This window comes from Reticulibacter mediterranei (assembly GCF_016587455.1).
The window spans coordinates 4081880-4099728 of record NZ_BNJK01000001.1; the positions used below are offsets into that span (position 1 = coordinate 4081880).

Consider the following 17849-nt stretch of genomic DNA (forward strand, 5'->3'; position numbering starts at 1 on the left):
CCACTCTCAAAATTCTGTGGATAACTACCCCTTTTTTGGTGAATAAATATTCAATATTCTTGTTTATCGATGAAGTTATCCCCAGGGTTATCCCCAGGTTATCCACACTTTATCCCCATAAAAAGGGGGTATGTGGATAACTTATCCACACCAATTAAAGAGGCTTGGGGAGCTGTTTTACGGGAGGTTATTCCTTGAGGGTGGGGAGGTCGAAATCCGAAGTTATCCACTTATCCACAGTCCCTACTACTACTATTTTATATATCTTATTATAAACTTATATAGAGATAATAGTAATAGGGCTGTGGATAAGTGGATAACTTCGCCAATAGCTGAGGCTAAAAGGGAATGGAGGTTGGTTGGCTGGAAAAGAGCGAAAGCAACTCTGGTATCGGCAAAAAGGCCGGGTAAAAATTTTTCTCGCAGGCGTTTATCGCGTCTATATTAGAGGGTTCATTGGAAGATTGGATCAGGCATCTGATATACTGTCATGTGGAAAGTGCATCGAAGAGTGTATCCTCCAGCTCATTGCTTCAGAGGGAAGAGTCAGCGGCATCAGTAGTAGTACAATCGGTATAGTCACCACCGCAAGTTTGCTATTTTGTCTTTGTTCGTGCGACTTTATGTAATATCGCTCGTTCTATCTGTGTGAGCGGCCCGGATCTATCCAGTATTTAGCGCACTTTCTTGAGGAACAGATGATGACATCCGTCATAGAGACCATCAAAGCAAAGATTGATGTTGTCGAAGAGGTCGGGCTGGTTGTTAGCTTGCAACAAATCGGTAGAGGTTTTAAAGGTCTCTGCCCCTTTCACAATGAGCGTACTCCATCGTTTTATGTCTTCACTGAGACACAAAGCTGGCATTGTTTCGGCTGTCATCAAGGCGGCGATGTCTTCGCTTTCGTGCAGAAGCAGCAGGGATTGGAGTTTACTGAAACGCTGCGCTATCTGGCGGAAAAGGCCGGTGTTCAGGTTGAAGATGAGACGGGAAGAGACCCGGAGGAGGTGCGCGAGGCTAATGCTGCGAAAGAGCGCCTGCGCAAGCTCAACGAGGAAGCGCTCCTCTGGTTTCATCATATGCTTCTGCGCTCGAAAGAGGCGACCGAAGCGCGAGCATATGTTGAGAGCCGAGGCATCTCAGCCGAAACGATCCAAGTCTTTGGCCTGGGCTACGCGCCCGATCGCTGGGATGGCCTTTGCAACTATCTATTAGCTCAGGGTCACACTGAGTACGAGCTGGTAACGGCTGGATTAGCGCGTAGACGTGAAGAGTTGGATGGGCAAAGCGGGGAAGAGACTCGGAGCAAGGTGTATGATTACTTTAGAAACCGTCTCATCTTCCCGATTCGGGACAGGCGCGGTCGTGTGATCGGATTTGGGGGGCGCGCTCTGGGTGAAAACAAACCGAAATACTTGAATTCACCCCAGACCCCGCTGTTTGAAAAAAATACAGTACTTTATGCCATTGACATGGCAAAAGATGCAATAAAACAGGCCGGGCAAGTCGTTATAGTTGAGGGATATGTCGATGCGATCATCGCGCATCAGTACGGGACGAAGCAGACCGTCGCCTGTATTGGCAGTGCCATTACAGAAAAGCACATTTTACAACTCAAGAAATTGACCAGGCAGGTAACGCTCGCCCTGGACCCCGATGCTGCCGGGAGCGCCGCAACCGAGCAGGGTATCCAGGAAGCGCTCCGCTCCTTTGACCGAACCATCGTGCCAGTTCCTCTGGCGGCAAGCAGCTATGAGAAACCGGAAGGGACAAAGCGCAACGGTCAGAACGGAAAGGCGAAGCGGCCAGGACAGAACCAGCCGCGTGGCATGATCCGTCTGGAAGAGCAGGTTGATGCAGAGATCAACGTTCTGCAACTGCCAGATGGAGAAGATCCCGACGAACTGATCCGGCGCGACTACAACGCCTGGTTGTATGCTGTCACACATCCATTGCCGCTGGTAGATTACTACTTTGTGGTAAAAACGGCAACACTTGATCTGCGTGAACCGTATGGTAAAGCAGAGGCGACGAAACGTTTATTGCCGATCATCGCCACACTCAGTGATCGCATCAAGCGGGATGCCTACATGCGCAAGCTTGCTACTCTGATTCGGGCCGACGAGCGGAGCCTGTACGAAGAGTTGCAAAAAGTGTTGCGCGGGCAGCGCACGTCCGCAACAACAGCCCGGTTCTCGGCACCGTTGGATGCCAGAACCACGCAGGCCGCGAAGCCGAAGGATACTTTTCTTGATGAGCAGGAAGATGAGGTCAACACGCAACGCGAGGCCGACCAGAGCAGCGGCGGACAGCAGCAAACGGTCAGACTTGACAGAAACAAGCACGATAAGATACAATGGGAGGACTACCTGATTGGGCTACTCATGCACAATCCTGAGTTAACTGCATATGTTTGTGGTATAATTAACGTTGGTGACTTCGCTGGGACAGACACGCGAGAGTTGTACCACTATCTCAACTCTAAGTATCAACAACGTGCTTCTTCTCCCTCACTTCAATCCGTTGAACAACCTGGGCCGCCTCCCGACTTGCAAGAGGCAGTAGCCAGGGTTACGCGATGCGTTGAGTCGAGTTCTCCGAAGGATGGAGCGGGATTGATTAAAGAGGTAATCCAGTGCGCCACTCGGCTCAAGCGAACACGACTGTTACAATTAAATACAGAGCTAACTTATCTTATAGATGAGGCTGTACGTACTGGCGACGGTACGGCAGTGCGTCAATTGAGTTTACAGCTCTCCTCTCTCCAGCGAGAATTGAGAACGCTGTACTCTGCAACGCATTTACAGGGGTAGCCAGTACTTGCGTGCAGCATTGAAGCATTACTGAGATCACTTTAACCAATCGGACCGGAAAACAGGAACCTTTCATCTCTTTATCCGTTTTATTATTCATCATCCTGTTTTCTGAAGGGGGATGCCAGAATGGTGAATCGGGAACAAGAAGTTATGGATCGTATACACAATGGGCATATGAATACGGAACCATTGCGGGATGTGTTTGAGATCGAATCTTTTGATGAGTCCATGTTGAATAATACTGATAGTGTTTTTGATATTGAGACCGTAGGTCATCACGCTCATGCCACTTCTAGTGGTACCCTGGTGGCACCTATCGACGAGAGCGAGATTGACCTGTTTAAGCTACAGGACGATGAGTCTATGGACGCCCTGGACCCAACTAAAGAGCCGCCCGCTGATTGGGAGCCAGGCCCGGAGGATGTTGTTGATGTTGTTGGCGTTGACAACGATATCCTGGCTGATTCCAAGTGGGAAGAGCTACAAGACGGCTTCGGCATCGCTATTGCGGACCTGGAGAGTAGCTTAGATGACCCTGTGCGCATGTATCTGCGCGAGATTGGGCGTGTTCCTCTGCTGACCGCCGAGGAAGAGGTGCATCTGGCACATTTGATGGAGCGCGGCAAAACCGAGCGTCTCCGCGCCGAGCGCCTCAAGGTCACTCCTAATTATCGTTACATTCGCGAGGGCGAAGAGGCTCAAAAGCGTCTGACTGAGGCCAACCTGCGTCTCGTTGTAAGTGTGGCAAAGAAGTATATTGGGCGTGGGATGAACCTGCTGGACCTGATCCAGGAGGGCAATATCGGGCTGATCCGTGCCGTCGAAAAGTTCGACTACACCAAAGGCTTCAAGTTTAGCACCTACGCCACCTGGTGGATTCGTCAGGCCATTACGCGCGCTATCGCCGATCAAGCTCGCACAATTCGTATCCCCGTTCATATGGTGGAAACGATCAATCGCCTGATCCGTATCAGTCGCCGTCTGCTTCAGGATCTCGGTCGCGAACCAACCTCCGAAGAGATCGCCGAACAGATGGAGATCAGTGCGGAGAAGGTGCGCGAGATCATCAAGGTCAGTCAGGAGCCGGTGAGCCTGGAAACTCCTATCGGCGAAGAGGATGATAGCCATCTCGGTGATTTCATCGAGGATCATACCGCCCTGGCTCCCGCCGATGCCGCCAGCCACCAGTTGCTCAAAGAGCAGGTGGAGGATGTGCTGGATAGCTTGACCGAGCGCGAGCGCAAGGTCTTGCAACTGCGCTTCGGGCTTGATGATGGTCGTAGCCGCACGCTGGAAGAGGTTGGCAAGGAATTTCATGTTACGCGCGAACGCATCCGTCAGATCGAGGCCAAAGCTCTGCGCAAATTGCGCCATCCCAGCCGCAGCCGTAAGCTGAAAGACTACCTTGATTGAAAATGGGAAACTCGCTTTCCCTTCATGAGGGGTCACGCTTAACAGGCTCTGTCACTGATGGTGTTGTGTGATGTTGTGTGATGTGCCTCTAGTGGTGCATACCTTTTTTGCTCCTGGCATTCCTGACAATATACGGCATTATATATCGTCTCGATACATATAAACCCGGCGACCAGAAAGAACTTATCCATTTCTGATCGCCGGGCTTTCTTTCCTTCCCCAGTAGGCTCTACCGAATTTACAAATTCTTTACACTTTTCTCGCTCAACTTTTTCCTTCCTGCGTTACCATATAGTCATGTATATCTATTGTTGCTGCATGCTTCGTTCTGTGGTGTACTGAAGCTGCGGTAAAGCATCTCTCTCAACAAGAGGGTCTGGAAGGAGAATATGAGCAATGCATCTACGCTTGAGCATGGCTTTGATGGGACTACTATTGGTTGCGGTTCTCGCAGCGTGCGGAGGAGAAAATGGAACTGCTGGCAACAATAGCAATCAAAAGGCAACGGCGACGACCGCTGGCAGCACTCCCGGCGCATCTTCAAACTCGTGTGTTGCCCCCACCGGCAATGCCAGCGCATATAACACGGTGGCCGATAAGTCGGAGGCGTCGTATAGCGTGCAGGAGCAGTTTCTCAATCGCGATCTGCCCAACAATGCGGTCGGCAAGACCAAAAATGTGCAGGGCAGTTTTCTGCTCGCAACTGGCGATCAGCCAGTGATCAATAACTTGAAGATGACCGTTGATCTGCGCACCCTCACCAGCGATGAACAGCGCCGCGACAACGCCATCAAAGATCGCTGGTTGGAGTCGAACACGTATCCCAACGCAGTTTTTGTGGCAAAGGATGTGAAGGTGCCTTCCGGCCAGGGCGAGGTCACGTTTGATATGACGGGAGATATGACGATTCACGGTGTCACGCGTCAGGAGACCTTTAATGTGACCGGCAAGATGAGCGGGGATACGATCACCGGCAAGGCGACGACGAATATTCTGATGAAAAACTATGGTTTCGATACACCAGCGATCTCTGGCTTTCTAACCGTAAAAGATGGAGTCGCCGTAACGCTCAATTTTACGACCCAGAAAGGCGATTGCGCCCAATATCTCTCATAGGCCATCTTTATCACAATCAAAGCCTCTGAAGAGGTCGTGAATGTCGAAATATTCGATTGTGAATGACTGAGGGTGTCACATCTCATGACACCCTCCACTCATAAAAAATAGAGCTGAGCAACTTATGTCGCTCAAAGTCAACTCGTTGCAGCTTCAATGATCTGGAAGCGATGCTCTATCCTGGCGCTTTTACTCAACATAACATTGACGCCACAATAGTTTGTGGTATCCAGGTCGATGGCGCGCTGGATATTTTCCGGGCGGAGATTGGTGCCGGTAAAGATATGTTCAACAACGATGCGGGTAAATATTTTCGGATCTTGTTCAGCTCGCTCCCCAGAAACGTTGATCTTGTAATCGGTCACGTCCTGCCGCATTTTCCGTAAGATGGAGCGAATGCCGACGCCTGCACAGCCTGCTAGCGCCACCAGCAGCATCTCCATTGGCCGTGCCCCCTGGTCTTCCGGTGCGCCGCTCAGGGTGATGCTATGTCTGCTACCAGTCTCGATTGTAAAGCTGCTCTCTCCAACGCTCTGTGCATGAGCAACCATTTCATTTGCCATTGCTGTTATCTCTTTTCTTGCTAGATTTCCGTCTCACATTCCCACACGTAGCGACAATCCCTTGCGGTTGTCGCGGCTCATTTTTATTATTCATTGGATCTCTTCAAGATGTCAAATACGTCATGGTATAACAACTGACAAAGAGAGCCGGGGTACTTCGCCCCGGCCATAACATTATTCATTCGATTTTTGATTATCAATCATTCTCTATTGTTTTCGATAACTATCGCAGCGATACATGCGCAACAACAGCCGTAATGTTGTCAGGGCCACCGTTCTCATTGGCGCAGGCAATCAGACGCGCAGTACTTTCCTGGGGATCGTTATTTGTGACGATGGTGGCTATTTCCTCATCAGAAACCACACCTGTCAGGCCATCGGTGCAGAGAACCAGGATATCTCCGTTCTGAACCGGCTCAGTAAACAGATCGATCTCAACATCTGTGCGTTCTCCCATACAACGGTAGATCTGATTGCTCTTCTCATGCTTGCGCGCCTCCTCCTCAGTCATCACCCCCGACCGCACCTGTTGGGCAACCCACGAGTGGTCCAGCGAGATCTGGCGTGCTTTTCCTTCGCGTACGATATATGCCCGGCTATCACCCACATTCGCGATATAGACCATCGGACTATGCACGACAGCGGCAATACAGGTGGTTCCCATCGATTTTGCGGTTCTTCCTTCCAACTCTATGCTGCGACTGAGCGCAATATTAGCCTGACGCATCGCCCCAACCAGCACAGCCCCGGTATCGCTGGAGGTATCCTGATAATAAGACTCACTAACAACACGAACTACAAGATCGCTGGCGATTTCTCCCGCATCATGTCCGCCCAGACCATCAGCAACCACGAATAGTGCCCCTTTCTGCGTCATCACCTGCTCGTCTTGTGGTACTACCGAAGTCATACTGTCTTCATTGCTTGGACGTTTGATGCCCTTATCTGTACGTGCAAAGACTTCTAGTGAGGGCAGACCATTTGCCATGACATGCTCCTTTTCCACACCCAGAACATGCTGCAATTGAGCCAGCGCTGCTCTGTAGTGTTCGATACAGACGGTAACTGTTAGCTCATACAGGATGAAGCCCCAGAAACGGATAATCCCTTGCGTCCCTGCTTGTTGTTCTGCTTCTCGCCAGCAATCGCGAAAAACCAGCGTCATCTCGCGGCTATACATGCGCCTGAACTTTCTCGGATAGATGTAGAGAAGCAGGCGATAAAGGCTTTCAGAGAGGACTAGTAATGATGCTGTCTTCATGCCTGACTTCTCTGCTTCTGTATAACCTGACCCATTGAATATCTCCGTTTCTATATATCTGTTACGGATATATCCGCTATCAATATAGTAAGTTGAGAAAGGGCATTTGTCAAGAGGGAGCCGAAAATCGCTTCTTATATTATCATATAAAATAGATCTTGATCTATTTTATATGATCCTGGGAAGATGCTCTTCGGAGGGATGGTTTATAATTGGAAAGCACAGGATATGTTAGAATTTTTAGCAAGCAAAGGACTGAATGAGTATGCCAATTAACTTTCATGCCTCCGAAAATCGCTATACCTATGCCCATCGTCAGGTGGATAGTGCCTGGAAAGAGATGGTGCAGAATATTGTTGCGGTGCAGGGTAAGCAGGTGGCTGATATTGGTTGCGGTGGTGGCCTCTATACCGCTGCTTTTGCCGAGATGGGGGCTGGAGAGGTAACGGGTGTCGATTTCTCGCTGGAGATGCTGAAAAGTGCCGGAGAGCAGTGCAAGGAATATTCTCACGTCCTCTTCAAGCAAGGTGACGCTCTGCAAACCGGTCTGCCCTCTCAAGGATACGATATTGTGCTGGAACGAGCTGTTACTCATCATCTCAAGCTGAGCGATCTGCCGGGCTGCTTTGTCGAAGCGCTGCGTCTGCTGCGTTCGGGTGGCACCTTGATTGTGCAAAATCGCACGCCAGCAGATTACTCGCTGCCAGGCAGCCAGACCCACATTCGCGGCTATTTTCACGAGCGCTATCCACGTTTGCGAACCGTTGAGATTGGTCGTCGCGCCGATAGTGCCATTATGGTTGCAGCGTTGCAGCAGGCAGGCTTTCAGGGCATCGAAGAGCGCTATCTGTGGGAGGTCAAAGATGTGCATGGAGATGTTGAGTCGCTGGCTGAGAATCTATTGCAGCGCAAAGACCGCTCGATCCTGCATGAGTTGACCGATGAGGAGCTACGAGACCTGGTGAACTATATTCGCCAGCAGTTTCAAGGCTACAAGGGCGAGATTGTTGATCAGACCCGTTGGACGCTCTGGATCGCGCGCAAACCCTGACTGAAACCATAGATCACTCTCGATTTTTGAGTGGGTGGGCGATTGTCGCCCACCCTTTTTCGCTTTACTGATTGAGCAACTCTTCCAGAAACACAGCAACGCCGTCTTCGCTATTGGAACGAGTGATGGCATCCGCGCTGGCACGCACCAGGGGATGCGCATTCGCTACCGCCACACCGTAGCCGGCCCAGTTCAGCATTGAGAGGTCGTTGGGCATATCGCCAAACGCCACCACCTCATCAGGGGTAATGCCATGCTCCTCACAAAGTGTTGCCAGTGCTCGCGCTTTCGTCACGCCTGCCGCTGAGATTTCGAGAAAGGATGCGCCAGAGTGAGTAACGATCACCTCTTCTCCCAGAAGCGAGGAGACGTGCCGGTGAAAATCCTCGACCTCATATGTAGAATGCAATGCGAGGAGCTTGGTCAGTGGTTGGTTACAGAAAGAGAGAACGTCATCGATATGTATTACCTTCTTCTCCACAATGGGAGAAAGGCGATAAAAATCCGGCTCACAGGCAAATTCCAGGCCGCACTCACATGCGAACATCAGGTCAGAAAACGTGTTACGCAATATTGTTATTAATTGTCGTGCCAGCGTTGGTGAGAGCGGCCAGTGCTGGACAATCGTATCAGCATCCAGATCATAGACAAGCGCACCATTGCAACAAATTGCCAATCCGCTAATATCTAATGCCTGGGCGATCTCGCGCAAGACGCGCGGCGGGCGGGCGCTCACCAGTACCACCGTCATGCCCGACTTTTGCACGCGCTGGAGCGCCTCATGCGTTCGAGAAGAAACTGTGCCATTGGGCAGCAACAGTGTGCCATCCAGGTCTGTTGCCACCAGACGTATTGTTTGTCGCGTTTGAAATAGTCCTTGCGTTGGAGTCATTAGAGCCTCTTTCTTAAGCAAAATGTTTTAAAGAGAAGTGATATAACGCTCATAAGAAAAATGAGGAATATCTCTAGAAATATTCCTTATCCAATAGTACTGTACGTATTTAATACGTCTGAATGGTACATCAATTTTTTTGCAGAACGACAATAGGAATCATTGCTAAAATAGCTTGTGCTGCACTGCCGACAAAATGGTGAAGATTTTATCTCTGGATAGCTTGGAAAATGTAGGGGAAATGTAGGGAGGCGGCAATTGCTGCCGCCTCTCCATCGTTCAGGAGTTCAGATCGTAGACTCTCTCAAATTTTTCGGTGAGATAGCGTACGAAGTATTGGGGATCAGGCTTTTCGCCTGTGGCGCGTCGGATCACCTCTTCAGGCTGATAAATGGCACCTGTCGCATAGAGATGTTCCCGTAACCAGTCAAGCACAAACGTTGTATCTCCGGTTGCCAGCCGCTCGTCCAGATCAGGGAAGGTCTGGCGCAGCGTTGCGAAGATCTGGGCGGCATAGAGATTGCCAAGTGTATAGGTTGGGAAGTAGCCAAAGCCAGAGGTCCAATGAACATCTTGCAGGACGCCATTAGCATCTTTGTCAGGCTCGATGCCGAGATACTCCCGATACTTCGCGTTCCACTGCTCAGGTAGGCTCTCCACAGTGATATCGCCGTTGATCAGCGCTTTCTCCAGCTCGAAGCGGATAAGAATATGCAGGTTATACGTCACCTCGTCGGCTTCGACACGGATCAGGCTGGGCTGGACGCTATTGAGGGCACGCGCAAAGGTAGCGACATCCACATTGCCGAATTGTTCGGGGAAGACCTCCTGCACGATGTGATATTTGCCCTGCCAGAACGATTCCGAGCGACCCAGCGCGTTTTCCCATAGTCGCGATTCGGATTCGTGTACGCCCAGCGAGGCGCCACCAGCCAGAGATGTGCGCAACAGAGAACGCGCCACACCTTGCTCATACAAGCCATGACCGCCTTCATGCAGGGCTGCCATGAGCGACATTGGCAAATAGCGTTCGTTATAGCGAACCGTCAGACGAACATCTATTGGGGAACCAAAGCTGGTTGTAAAGGGGTGTGCCGAAATCAGCATCTGGCCGCGCGAGAAATCATAGCCGATGCTCTTCAGGATTTTCTGGCAGAGCTGCTCCTGCTGCTTTGCTGAGAAGTTTCCGTACAGGCTTGAGGTATCGACGGTATGGCCGCTCTCCTGAATGCGCTGTAACAGTGTCTTGCTCGTTGTGCGCACTGGCTCAAAAAGCTGTACCAGCTTGCTTGTAGTCAGCCCTTGCTCGTAAATGTCCAGCAGAGCGTCGTAGCGCGACTCTTTGTATCCGAAGCGATCAGCAACCTCGCGTTGCAGGGTGACGGTGCGCTGAAGCCAGGGAGCGAAACTGGCAAAATCGCTCCGTTGACGAGCTGTGATCCACGCTTCTGTGCTGGCAACCTTCACTCGCTCCATTTCTTCAACCAGCGTACGAGGAAGTTTGGTTGCTTGTTCGTAGGATCGCAATGACTGACGTACCAGTCCACGATCTGCCTCTGTGAAGCGAGGTTGCTCGACGACCTCGTTCAATGCATGCAAGACCTCTCCCAGGCGAGGATCGGTCGCGCGTTCGTGCAAGGCTCCCTGCAACGTCGCCATCTGGTGCATACGGGCCTCGCCAGCCTCTCCGGGCATTGCTGTATGCTGATCCCATTCGGCAAGAGCACCCAGCGCGCTCAGATCCGCTATCTCATGCTGGCGCTGCAACAATTCGCCGATACGTTCATCACTGCTTGTAAAGTCAATTGTCCCCATTGTATTTGTTGTCAATGTCAACTCACTTTCTTTACCACTTGGCAGGTGCGATCTGTTCGCCGATTACATCTTACATGTTCAATGCATCGTGTACGACTTCTCAAAGATGGCTCTGGCGTCCTCGCACCTTCATTTTTGCCAGCTAGCCTTATTATACGTCAAAAGTTATATTTCAGCAGCGGAGAGATTAAAAAGAGACCGGAATGTAGCCATTGTTTCCGTTCACCCGAAAGTGCGCTTCTGTGCCATTGGTCCCAACCTGATCGACAAATATTTATGGTAGGCGTATGCTATGCGACAGCGAGAAAGTCAACAATAGACATTATACATGGTAAGGGGATATAGAATGTACAAAGAACGCGTCTCGGCTGTGACGGCGGGACATTCTGCACGAAAAACTATTCTACTTATCGAGGATCACCCTGTCTTTAGCAAGATCTTTGCCCGCATTATTGCTGAATATACATCTCATTCTGTTATACGTCTGACGGATGGCCTGGATATTATGCAAGCCATGTGCCAGTATAATCCCAATCTACTTATTCTAGACTATGATCTACCTGGTATGAACGGGATCGAGATCTATGATCTTGTTCATAACACTGCCGATTGGGAGCATGTTCCCGCTCTTATGGTAAGTGCTAGCTTGCCAATGAGGGAGATCCGGCAACGCAAGATTCCGGGCCTGCACAAGCCCTGCGGCACTAACGATCTGCTTCGTGCCGTTGAGCAAGCCCTGACGAGAGCAGCTATCTAGCCTGCTCTCACCTCTGAGATCGCTCACTTTATCGCTCCTCGCGAATACTCTTCTGTCTCCTTTTCTCAGCTTCGTTCGTGTTACTACAATAGAAATTCAGCCTCTACGATGTTATGAATTTTAACAATTTACAGTGGTAGCCTCCATCATTTCGTAGTCGAGCGATTTATCGCGGGGGTGGAGCTTGTGGAGCGGTCCCCCGCGATAAATCGCTCGACTACGAAATGATGGAGAGTAGTAATTAGAAACTAGAGGATAATAGTATGGCAGAGAACAAGAAAAAACGCGATGAATTTGACAAAGAAAAAGAGCAGGCTCAGTATGGCAGTTCTGGCAATGAAGGGTTATATGGCAAGGGTCAGTATACAAACCAGGGGAAACCAGACCAAAAGACGGAACAGGCTCATCAACTGAAACCGGACAATGCTGCTCAGCTACCATTGGGAGAGACGGCAGAGCAGACGAATCGCGAACTGGAGGGGAAAATTCAACGATCTAATAAAAAGTTATCCACAAATTAGAACTCTTGTCCACATAGTTGTCCACATCGAAACGATATATTACTTGCTGTGATGGGGATGTGAGAAAAATGGTGTGAAATGAGATCGTCGAGTGATGGCGAGATCCTATACTAATGGTGTAAGAGGAAAACCTCTTAGAGAGAAAGGAGGGTTTTTCTAATAACTAGAAAGACAGATTTCTCACCGAGGGGAATAGTGGAAGAGAGGCGGATAGCAGTTGTACAAAAGACTCTATGCAAGCATTTGCAGAGTAACGTTCGCTCAACGACCTGAGCTTAATGATTGCGCTATCGTCTTTCTTGCTAAAGATGGAAGGTGGGGAAGCTCACTTGAATACATAAGCATGTATCCTGAAAGGAGTGGGCCATTGGACGAACATATGACGGATGCCTTAGTTGGCACCCGTCATTTCTTTTGTGCAGGGAAAAGAATCATGTTTCTGCTTCCCCTGCACAAAAAATAGCAGAAATTACTGCTTCAGCGAATCAGCGATATCGAGATTCTTGCTCAGGACTTTCTGTACATCCTCTGAAGACGTGTAGTTTTTATCAGGGATCTGGCGAAGCGCAGACAGAATGCTATTGTCTGCGCGCTGCTTCCTGGCTGCCTCGATCAATTTTGCTTTGGGAGTTGGATAAGAAACGGTACTGAGAATCTGGTTGAGAACGTCTGAAGCTGTACTCATCAAATATCTCCATTTTCTTTCTCGACGTATTACATACGTCCGAACTGTTACTAACAGATACCATCCCTGGCAAACAATCCTTCTACTACCTATCATCGGTTGCTTGATACCGCAACTATAGGGCAAGAACCATAACCCCTTGCAGTTTCTAATTTGATATGGTATATTGCTTGCATGAGCAAACAAGATTCTGCTCCTGCAAAATCAGAGGAGCATCAAAAGACAAAAGAGCGCATTATTGCTGCCGCATCAAAGGTGCTGGCGGAGAAGGGATATGATGCGTCAACCCTTCGAGAGATCTCACGCGAAGCTCAAGCGGCTCCCGGGCTGGTACATTATTACTTTGGCGGAAAAGATGAACTGCTCGTGGAAGTGCTTCAGGCGGCAGGTCAGCGTTTCCATCGGAGAATGGAAGGTCTGGTTGAGCATCTACCAGCCGATCAATCTCTTGATGCGTACTTGCAACAACTTTATGAGCGTGTTGATCTGGAGCCAGACGTGTATCGTTTGCGCTACGAGTCGTTCTCTCTGGGCTTGCACAATCCGCTCATTCAACCAAAAGTACGTGAGCGGCTGGCTGAGCGGCGCAACGAGATTGGCTCAGTTTTCGCAATGATGTTGGAGAATATGGAGAAGGCAGAATATATCGGACATCCCTCCTTCGATCCAACCATACTGGCAGCCCTTCTGCTCTCTCTCTTTGATGGGCTGGCGTTGCAAAAGATTATGGAACCCGATTTTGATCTAGAAGCAGCCTATCAATTGCTTGCGCAGATGTTACATAGTTTGCTTGGAAGCATCGGCGAGGAGCGCACCTCTTGAGATGCATTGGAATGGCTTTTTATTTGTTTCTGAAATTGCTTGCTTGAGCAACTTATAAAGGAAAGGATAGAATCATGGATGCCATCATACTGAAATCAGGAGAGGGACGTATGATCTCTCTTGGCGCTATTCGGATGTGGGTTCAGGAGGACGGAACCCATACGCGCGGCACGCTGGGCGTTGCTGAGTTTGAAATACCACCTCATGCGCCGACGCCTCCTCCGCATATTCATCATGCTCACGAAGAGGTCTTTTACGTCCTCGAAGGCGATTTGGAGTTTCTGGTAGGGACGCAGACCATGCGAGCCGGCGTGGGAACGTTCGTGATGGTGCCGATTGGTGCTCTCCATACCTTCAGCAATCCAACGGACAAGCCAGCTCGTTTTCTGAACACATTTACGCCCCCGCGCTATATTCACTACTTTGAAGAAATGAGTCTGCTTTTCCAACAAAGCGTTCCTCCTAGCCCACAGCAATTGAAGAACTTGATGGCCCGCTACGATACAGAAGTTGTTGCTTCTTAACATTTTTTACGTGAATTTGCTTGCTTGAGCAATGTATCAAATGCCATTGCAACCTCGCTAGAAACTGGCGAAGTCGCAGAACAAAACAGAAGGGGTACATTTTATGAATACTTTTAATACACGAAGAGAGTCTTTTGCCGATGGTCTGGTTGTGCGCATTGACGAGTCGGGAAGTGGTCGCCCCATCCTCGTTTTGCATGGTGGCGCTAGCGCGCAAAGCGTTATGGGCCTGGCCTCTGCACTCTCCAACCACGCGCATGTGTTTGTGCCGACCCATCCTGGATTTGAAGGTGAGCCGCGTCCTGATTGGTTTGATCGCATTGATGATCTTGCTCTCACCTATCTGGAGCTATTGGAAAAGCTCGATCTGCAAGATGTTCTGGTTATCGGCTCCTCTGTGGGCGGCTGGATCGCTTCTGAAATGGCTGTACATGATACCTCGCGCCTGAGCGGTATTGTATTGATCGATGCCGTTGGCATTCAAGTGGATGGGCATCCCGTTGTTGATGTGTCCTCGATAACGCCTAATGAACTGCTGGCCCTGAGCTTCCACAATCCGGCGGCTTTCCGCATCGATCCTGCGACTGTAACTCCTGAACAGGCTGCTCTCAGTGCTGGCAACATCAAGACGCTCTACCTGTACGATCAAGGACTGCATATGGCCGATCCAAAGTTGCGGCGGCGGCTCAGACGCGTGACCATTCCAGCCCTCGTTGTATGGGGAGAGAGCGACCGTGTTGTTGATTCTGAGTATGGCCGTGCCTATGCTCAGGCGTTGGGCAATGCTCACTATGAACTGATCCCAGAAGCTGGTCATCTTCCACAGCTCGAACAGCCTGAGCATGTACTCAACCTTGTATTGTATTTTGCCAATACTGTCGCTCTGCATAAATAAATCGGAAAGGGAATGACTATGAAAACACTGACGATTATCCGTATTGCCCATTCAAGTGTTTTGATAGATTTCGATGGGCATAGTGTGTTAACTGATCCCTGGTTTTCGGAGAAGGAAGGTTATTATCATGGGGAGCCGTACGGGATTCTCTTAGAGGATTTGCCGCGCCTCGCTGGAGTCGTCGTTAGTCATGAGCACTACGATCACTATGATATGGAAGCCTTTCAAGCCTATCCCGATAAGCAGGTGCCGATGGCGGTGATTCGTGGCACGGCTCAACCAGCTCGTGAGGTGGGTTTTACAAATGTTATTGAGATGGAGGCGTGGGAAAAGACCACCTTTGGTCCTATTGCCATTACTGCTATCCCTGGCAAGCACGGCGTCCCTGAGATTACATATATGCTGCAAGCTGGCAATTTTACTGTCTACTTTGGCGGCGATACGTTGCTGATCCCCGAGTTGAGGGAGATTCCGCAGCACTTCCCACAGATTGATGTCGCGCTTCTGGCGATCAATGGCTTGCAGATTCGTTCGCTGGGTAATCAGCAGGTGGTGATGAACCCGGAAGATGCGGCGCAGCTGTGCGGCATCATTCATCCCCATTATGTCGTTCCTATGCACTATACCTTTACGGGTGGGCCGGTCTCAGATGAGCAAACGTTGAAGTACGCCGGTACTCCCAAAGAATTACTACAGGCGTTTCAGCATTTCGTTGCCGAGCGCGCTCCTGAAGCATCTTCGTGTATCCTTGCCCCTGGCGAACCTCTGGTTGTGAAAAAATAGAAAACCCGTGAGGTCGTCATAAAGCGCGGAAAAGTCTCCTGGCATCTTGTGACGGCCTCGCATATGTTCAGCCTGGAAAGAAAGGCCCGGACACAGATGCAATCACGAAAGGCACTAACACAAAAGACTACGGTGCTGCATGGAGTACCTGGAGAGAGCGAGCAGCAGGACGCCGCTATCTCGCCTTCTCAGGTTAGTGAGAACATGAGGAAATCAGGGAGAGAGGCTACCGGGAAATGGACTATGTTTTCTCTCGTCGCCATAGGCATCTTTATGGCGACCCTTGACTCATCTATTGTCAATATCAGCCTCCCGATTATCGCACGGAATTTTGGCGTTCCCTTGAGCGGAGCTGTTGAATGGGTTGTCATCGCTTACCTGGTCGCAACCGCAGCAGTACTCTTAACTGCTGGGCGCCTGGCTGATATGATTGGGCGCAAGGTCGTCTGGACGGCGGGTATGGTTCTCTTCACGGTGGGTTCGGCCTTCTGTGGGTTTGCTCCTTCGTTGGGCTTGCTCATCGCTGCCCGCACGGTTCAGGGCGTAGGAGGTGCATTATTAATGTCGATAGGCCCGGCCATGCTCACCAGCGCCTTTCCTGCTCATGAACGTGGCCGTGCACTCGGCATCAACACGATTACAGTTGCACTCGGCGTTAGCATTGGTCCTGTTCTGGGTGGCATCATCACGGCGTCTCTTTCGTGGCGCTGGATCTTCTATGTCAATGTTCCCATTGGTCTCATTGGTCTCATCGCAACTCTGCTCATCCTCAAAGAGCGCATCCGCCTTAATTCTGGTCGCTTCGATCCGCTGGGCGCTCTACTGATTGCCGTCTGCATGGCCGGGCTGACCTCTGGACTTTCCTTTGGACAAGAACTGGGGTGGACTTCGCCCCTGATTCTGGCCTTCCTCCTCGCGAGTATTCTTGCTCTGATCGTCCTGCCATTTGTGGAGCGGCGCGTCCGTAACCCGGTCATTGTGCTGTCTCTTTTACGCAATCGCGTCTTCAACTCGTCTATTATAAGCCTGCTGCTCAGCTTTCTGGCGCTCTCCGTTGCTACCTTCTTGATGCCGTTCTATTTTGAGCAACTGCGCAGTTTTTCAACGATCCTGTCCGGTATTCTCCTCACTCCGATACCTATTACGTTGGCTCTCACGGCCCCTTTGAGCGGTTCCCTGGCGGACCGAATTGGTTCGCGCTGGCTGACGGCTGGTGGCCTGACTATCGCCTGCATCGGCCTGGTACTGATGAGCCAGCTTAATGAAAACAGTTCCCTCTTCGATATGGTCTGGCGGATGGTTTTGACGAGCGTTGGTCAGGGGTTGTTTCAGGCACCAAACAATAGCGCGCTGTTAGGCTCCGCGCCACCCGATATGCAGGGCAGTGCCTCTGGTTTTATGGCGACGGCTCGTGTGATGGGTCAGAGCTTGAGTGTAGCCCTGGCGGGTGCAATCTTTGTCGGTCTGGGTGGTGCCACAGCTGGGAACGCTCTTACGACACATGCCAGCAACGTCCAATATATCGGAAATCAACAGATCTTCGATACAGCTTTCCAGGCAGCATTTCTTGCCTGTGCGGCCCTGGCAGCTATCGGTATTGGTGCCTCTCTGGTACGAGGGAAGGAAGAACGCCGAAAGTCAGGAGTAAAGTAGATCATCCCCTAACAGAAATAAATGACAAAATACTAGAGGATTGAAGCGGGCAAAACCTCATGAACCGGCTTCAATCCTGGATAGATGTATATGCCAAAAATCAGTATGCGATAAAGCATGACGATCTGCGTATATTTTTACTAGAAAATCTGTGGAGCTTGCACAGATAAAGCAGAACTGGGATATATCATCTCGATATTATACTCTTTGTCGAGAGAAAAGGAAAAAGACGATGCATGTTCCGCCAGTGGACCCGCGAAAGGCGGCGATGGAAGCAGAATT

General features: G+C 50.3%; 16 protein-coding genes. 11 read left to right on the forward strand and 5 right to left on the reverse strand.

Annotated features, from left to right (window positions below):
• The first annotated feature begins 698 nt into the window (after positions 1 to 698).
• From dnaG to K3T83_RS17585, 3 genes are all read left to right on the forward strand, one after another.
• A complete protein-coding gene (gene dnaG / locus K3T83_RS17575) occupies positions 699 to 2813 on the forward strand; it encodes a DNA primase (protein ID WP_220204259.1) in 2115 nt (704 codons plus the stop codon).
• Positions 2814 to 2966: 153 nt separating this feature from the next.
• Positions 2967 to 4229: an RNA polymerase sigma factor RpoD gene (gene rpoD, locus K3T83_RS17580; protein ID WP_308441684.1), complete on the forward strand. Its 1263-nt coding sequence runs from the start codon at positions 2967 to 2969 to the stop codon at positions 4227 to 4229.
• Positions 4230 to 4625: 396 nt separating this feature from the next.
• Positions 4626 to 5345: a YceI family protein gene (locus K3T83_RS17585; protein WP_220204261.1), complete on the forward strand. Its 720-nt coding sequence runs from the start codon at positions 4626 to 4628 to the stop codon at positions 5343 to 5345.
• A 137-nt stretch (positions 5346 to 5482) separates the two neighbouring features.
• On the opposite strand, the gene K3T83_RS17590 is transcribed toward K3T83_RS17585, so the two are convergent.
• Complete coding sequence (locus K3T83_RS17590) at positions 5483 to 5908, reverse strand: OsmC family protein (RefSeq protein ID WP_220204262.1); 426 nt, start codon at positions 5906 to 5908, stop codon at positions 5483 to 5485.
• A 223-nt stretch (positions 5909 to 6131) separates the two neighbouring features.
• Positions 6132 to 7169: a PP2C family protein-serine/threonine phosphatase gene (locus K3T83_RS17595; protein WP_220204263.1), complete on the reverse strand. Its 1038-nt coding sequence runs from the start codon at positions 7167 to 7169 to the stop codon at positions 6132 to 6134.
• 265 nt (positions 7170 to 7434) lie between these two features.
• Between K3T83_RS17595 and K3T83_RS17600 the strand changes: the two genes are divergently transcribed.
• Positions 7435 to 8220, forward strand: a complete 786-nt coding sequence (locus K3T83_RS17600) for a class I SAM-dependent methyltransferase (RefSeq protein WP_220204264.1) — start codon at positions 7435 to 7437, stop codon at positions 8218 to 8220.
• 64 nt (positions 8221 to 8284) lie between these two features.
• Here the strand turns inward: K3T83_RS17600 and K3T83_RS17605 are convergent, their stop codons facing one another.
• Positions 8285 to 9112, reverse strand: a complete 828-nt coding sequence (locus K3T83_RS17605; RefSeq protein ID WP_220204265.1) for an HAD family hydrolase — start codon at positions 9110 to 9112, stop codon at positions 8285 to 8287.
• Positions 9113 to 9391: 279 nt separating this feature from the next.
• Positions 9392 to 10948: a carboxypeptidase M32 gene (locus K3T83_RS17610; protein ID WP_220204266.1), complete on the reverse strand. Its 1557-nt coding sequence runs from the start codon at positions 10946 to 10948 to the stop codon at positions 9392 to 9394.
• 325 nt (positions 10949 to 11273) lie between these two features.
• Between K3T83_RS17610 and K3T83_RS17615 the strand changes: the two genes are divergently transcribed.
• Positions 11274 to 11684 (forward strand): response regulator, encoded by a 411-nt coding sequence (locus K3T83_RS17615; protein ID WP_220204267.1) that lies wholly within the window; start codon positions 11274 to 11276, stop codon positions 11682 to 11684.
• Positions 11685 to 11947: 263 nt separating this feature from the next.
• Positions 11948 to 12205 carry a hypothetical protein gene (locus tag K3T83_RS17620; protein WP_220204268.1) on the forward strand — a complete coding sequence of 86 codons (258 nt, stop codon included), beginning with the start codon at positions 11948 to 11950 and terminating at the stop codon, positions 12203 to 12205.
• Positions 12206 to 12674: 469 nt separating this feature from the next.
• Here the strand turns inward: K3T83_RS17620 and K3T83_RS17625 are convergent, their stop codons facing one another.
• Positions 12675 to 12890 carry a DUF2795 domain-containing protein gene (locus K3T83_RS17625; RefSeq protein ID WP_220204269.1) on the reverse strand — a complete coding sequence of 72 codons (216 nt, stop codon included), beginning with the start codon at positions 12888 to 12890 and terminating at the stop codon, positions 12675 to 12677.
• A gap of 174 nt (positions 12891 to 13064) precedes the next feature.
• On the opposite strand from K3T83_RS17625, the gene K3T83_RS17630 reads away from it, so the two are divergent.
• From K3T83_RS17630 to K3T83_RS17650, 5 genes are all read left to right on the forward strand, one after another.
• Complete coding sequence (locus tag K3T83_RS17630) at positions 13065 to 13712, forward strand: TetR/AcrR family transcriptional regulator (RefSeq protein ID WP_220204270.1); 648 nt, start codon at positions 13065 to 13067, stop codon at positions 13710 to 13712.
• A gap of 74 nt (positions 13713 to 13786) precedes the next feature.
• Complete coding sequence (locus K3T83_RS17635; protein WP_220204271.1) at positions 13787 to 14236, forward strand: cupin domain-containing protein; 450 nt, start codon at positions 13787 to 13789, stop codon at positions 14234 to 14236.
• Between the two features lie 103 nt (positions 14237 to 14339).
• Positions 14340 to 15131 (forward strand): alpha/beta fold hydrolase, encoded by a 792-nt coding sequence (locus K3T83_RS17640; RefSeq protein ID WP_220204272.1) that lies wholly within the window; start codon positions 14340 to 14342, stop codon positions 15129 to 15131.
• A gap of 18 nt (positions 15132 to 15149) precedes the next feature.
• Complete coding sequence (locus K3T83_RS17645; protein WP_220204273.1) at positions 15150 to 15914, forward strand: MBL fold metallo-hydrolase; 765 nt, start codon at positions 15150 to 15152, stop codon at positions 15912 to 15914.
• 96 nt (positions 15915 to 16010) lie between these two features.
• A complete protein-coding gene (locus K3T83_RS17650; RefSeq protein WP_236064926.1) occupies positions 16011 to 17567 on the forward strand; it encodes an MFS transporter in 1557 nt (518 codons plus the stop codon).
• Positions 17568 to 17849 lie beyond the last annotated feature (282 nt).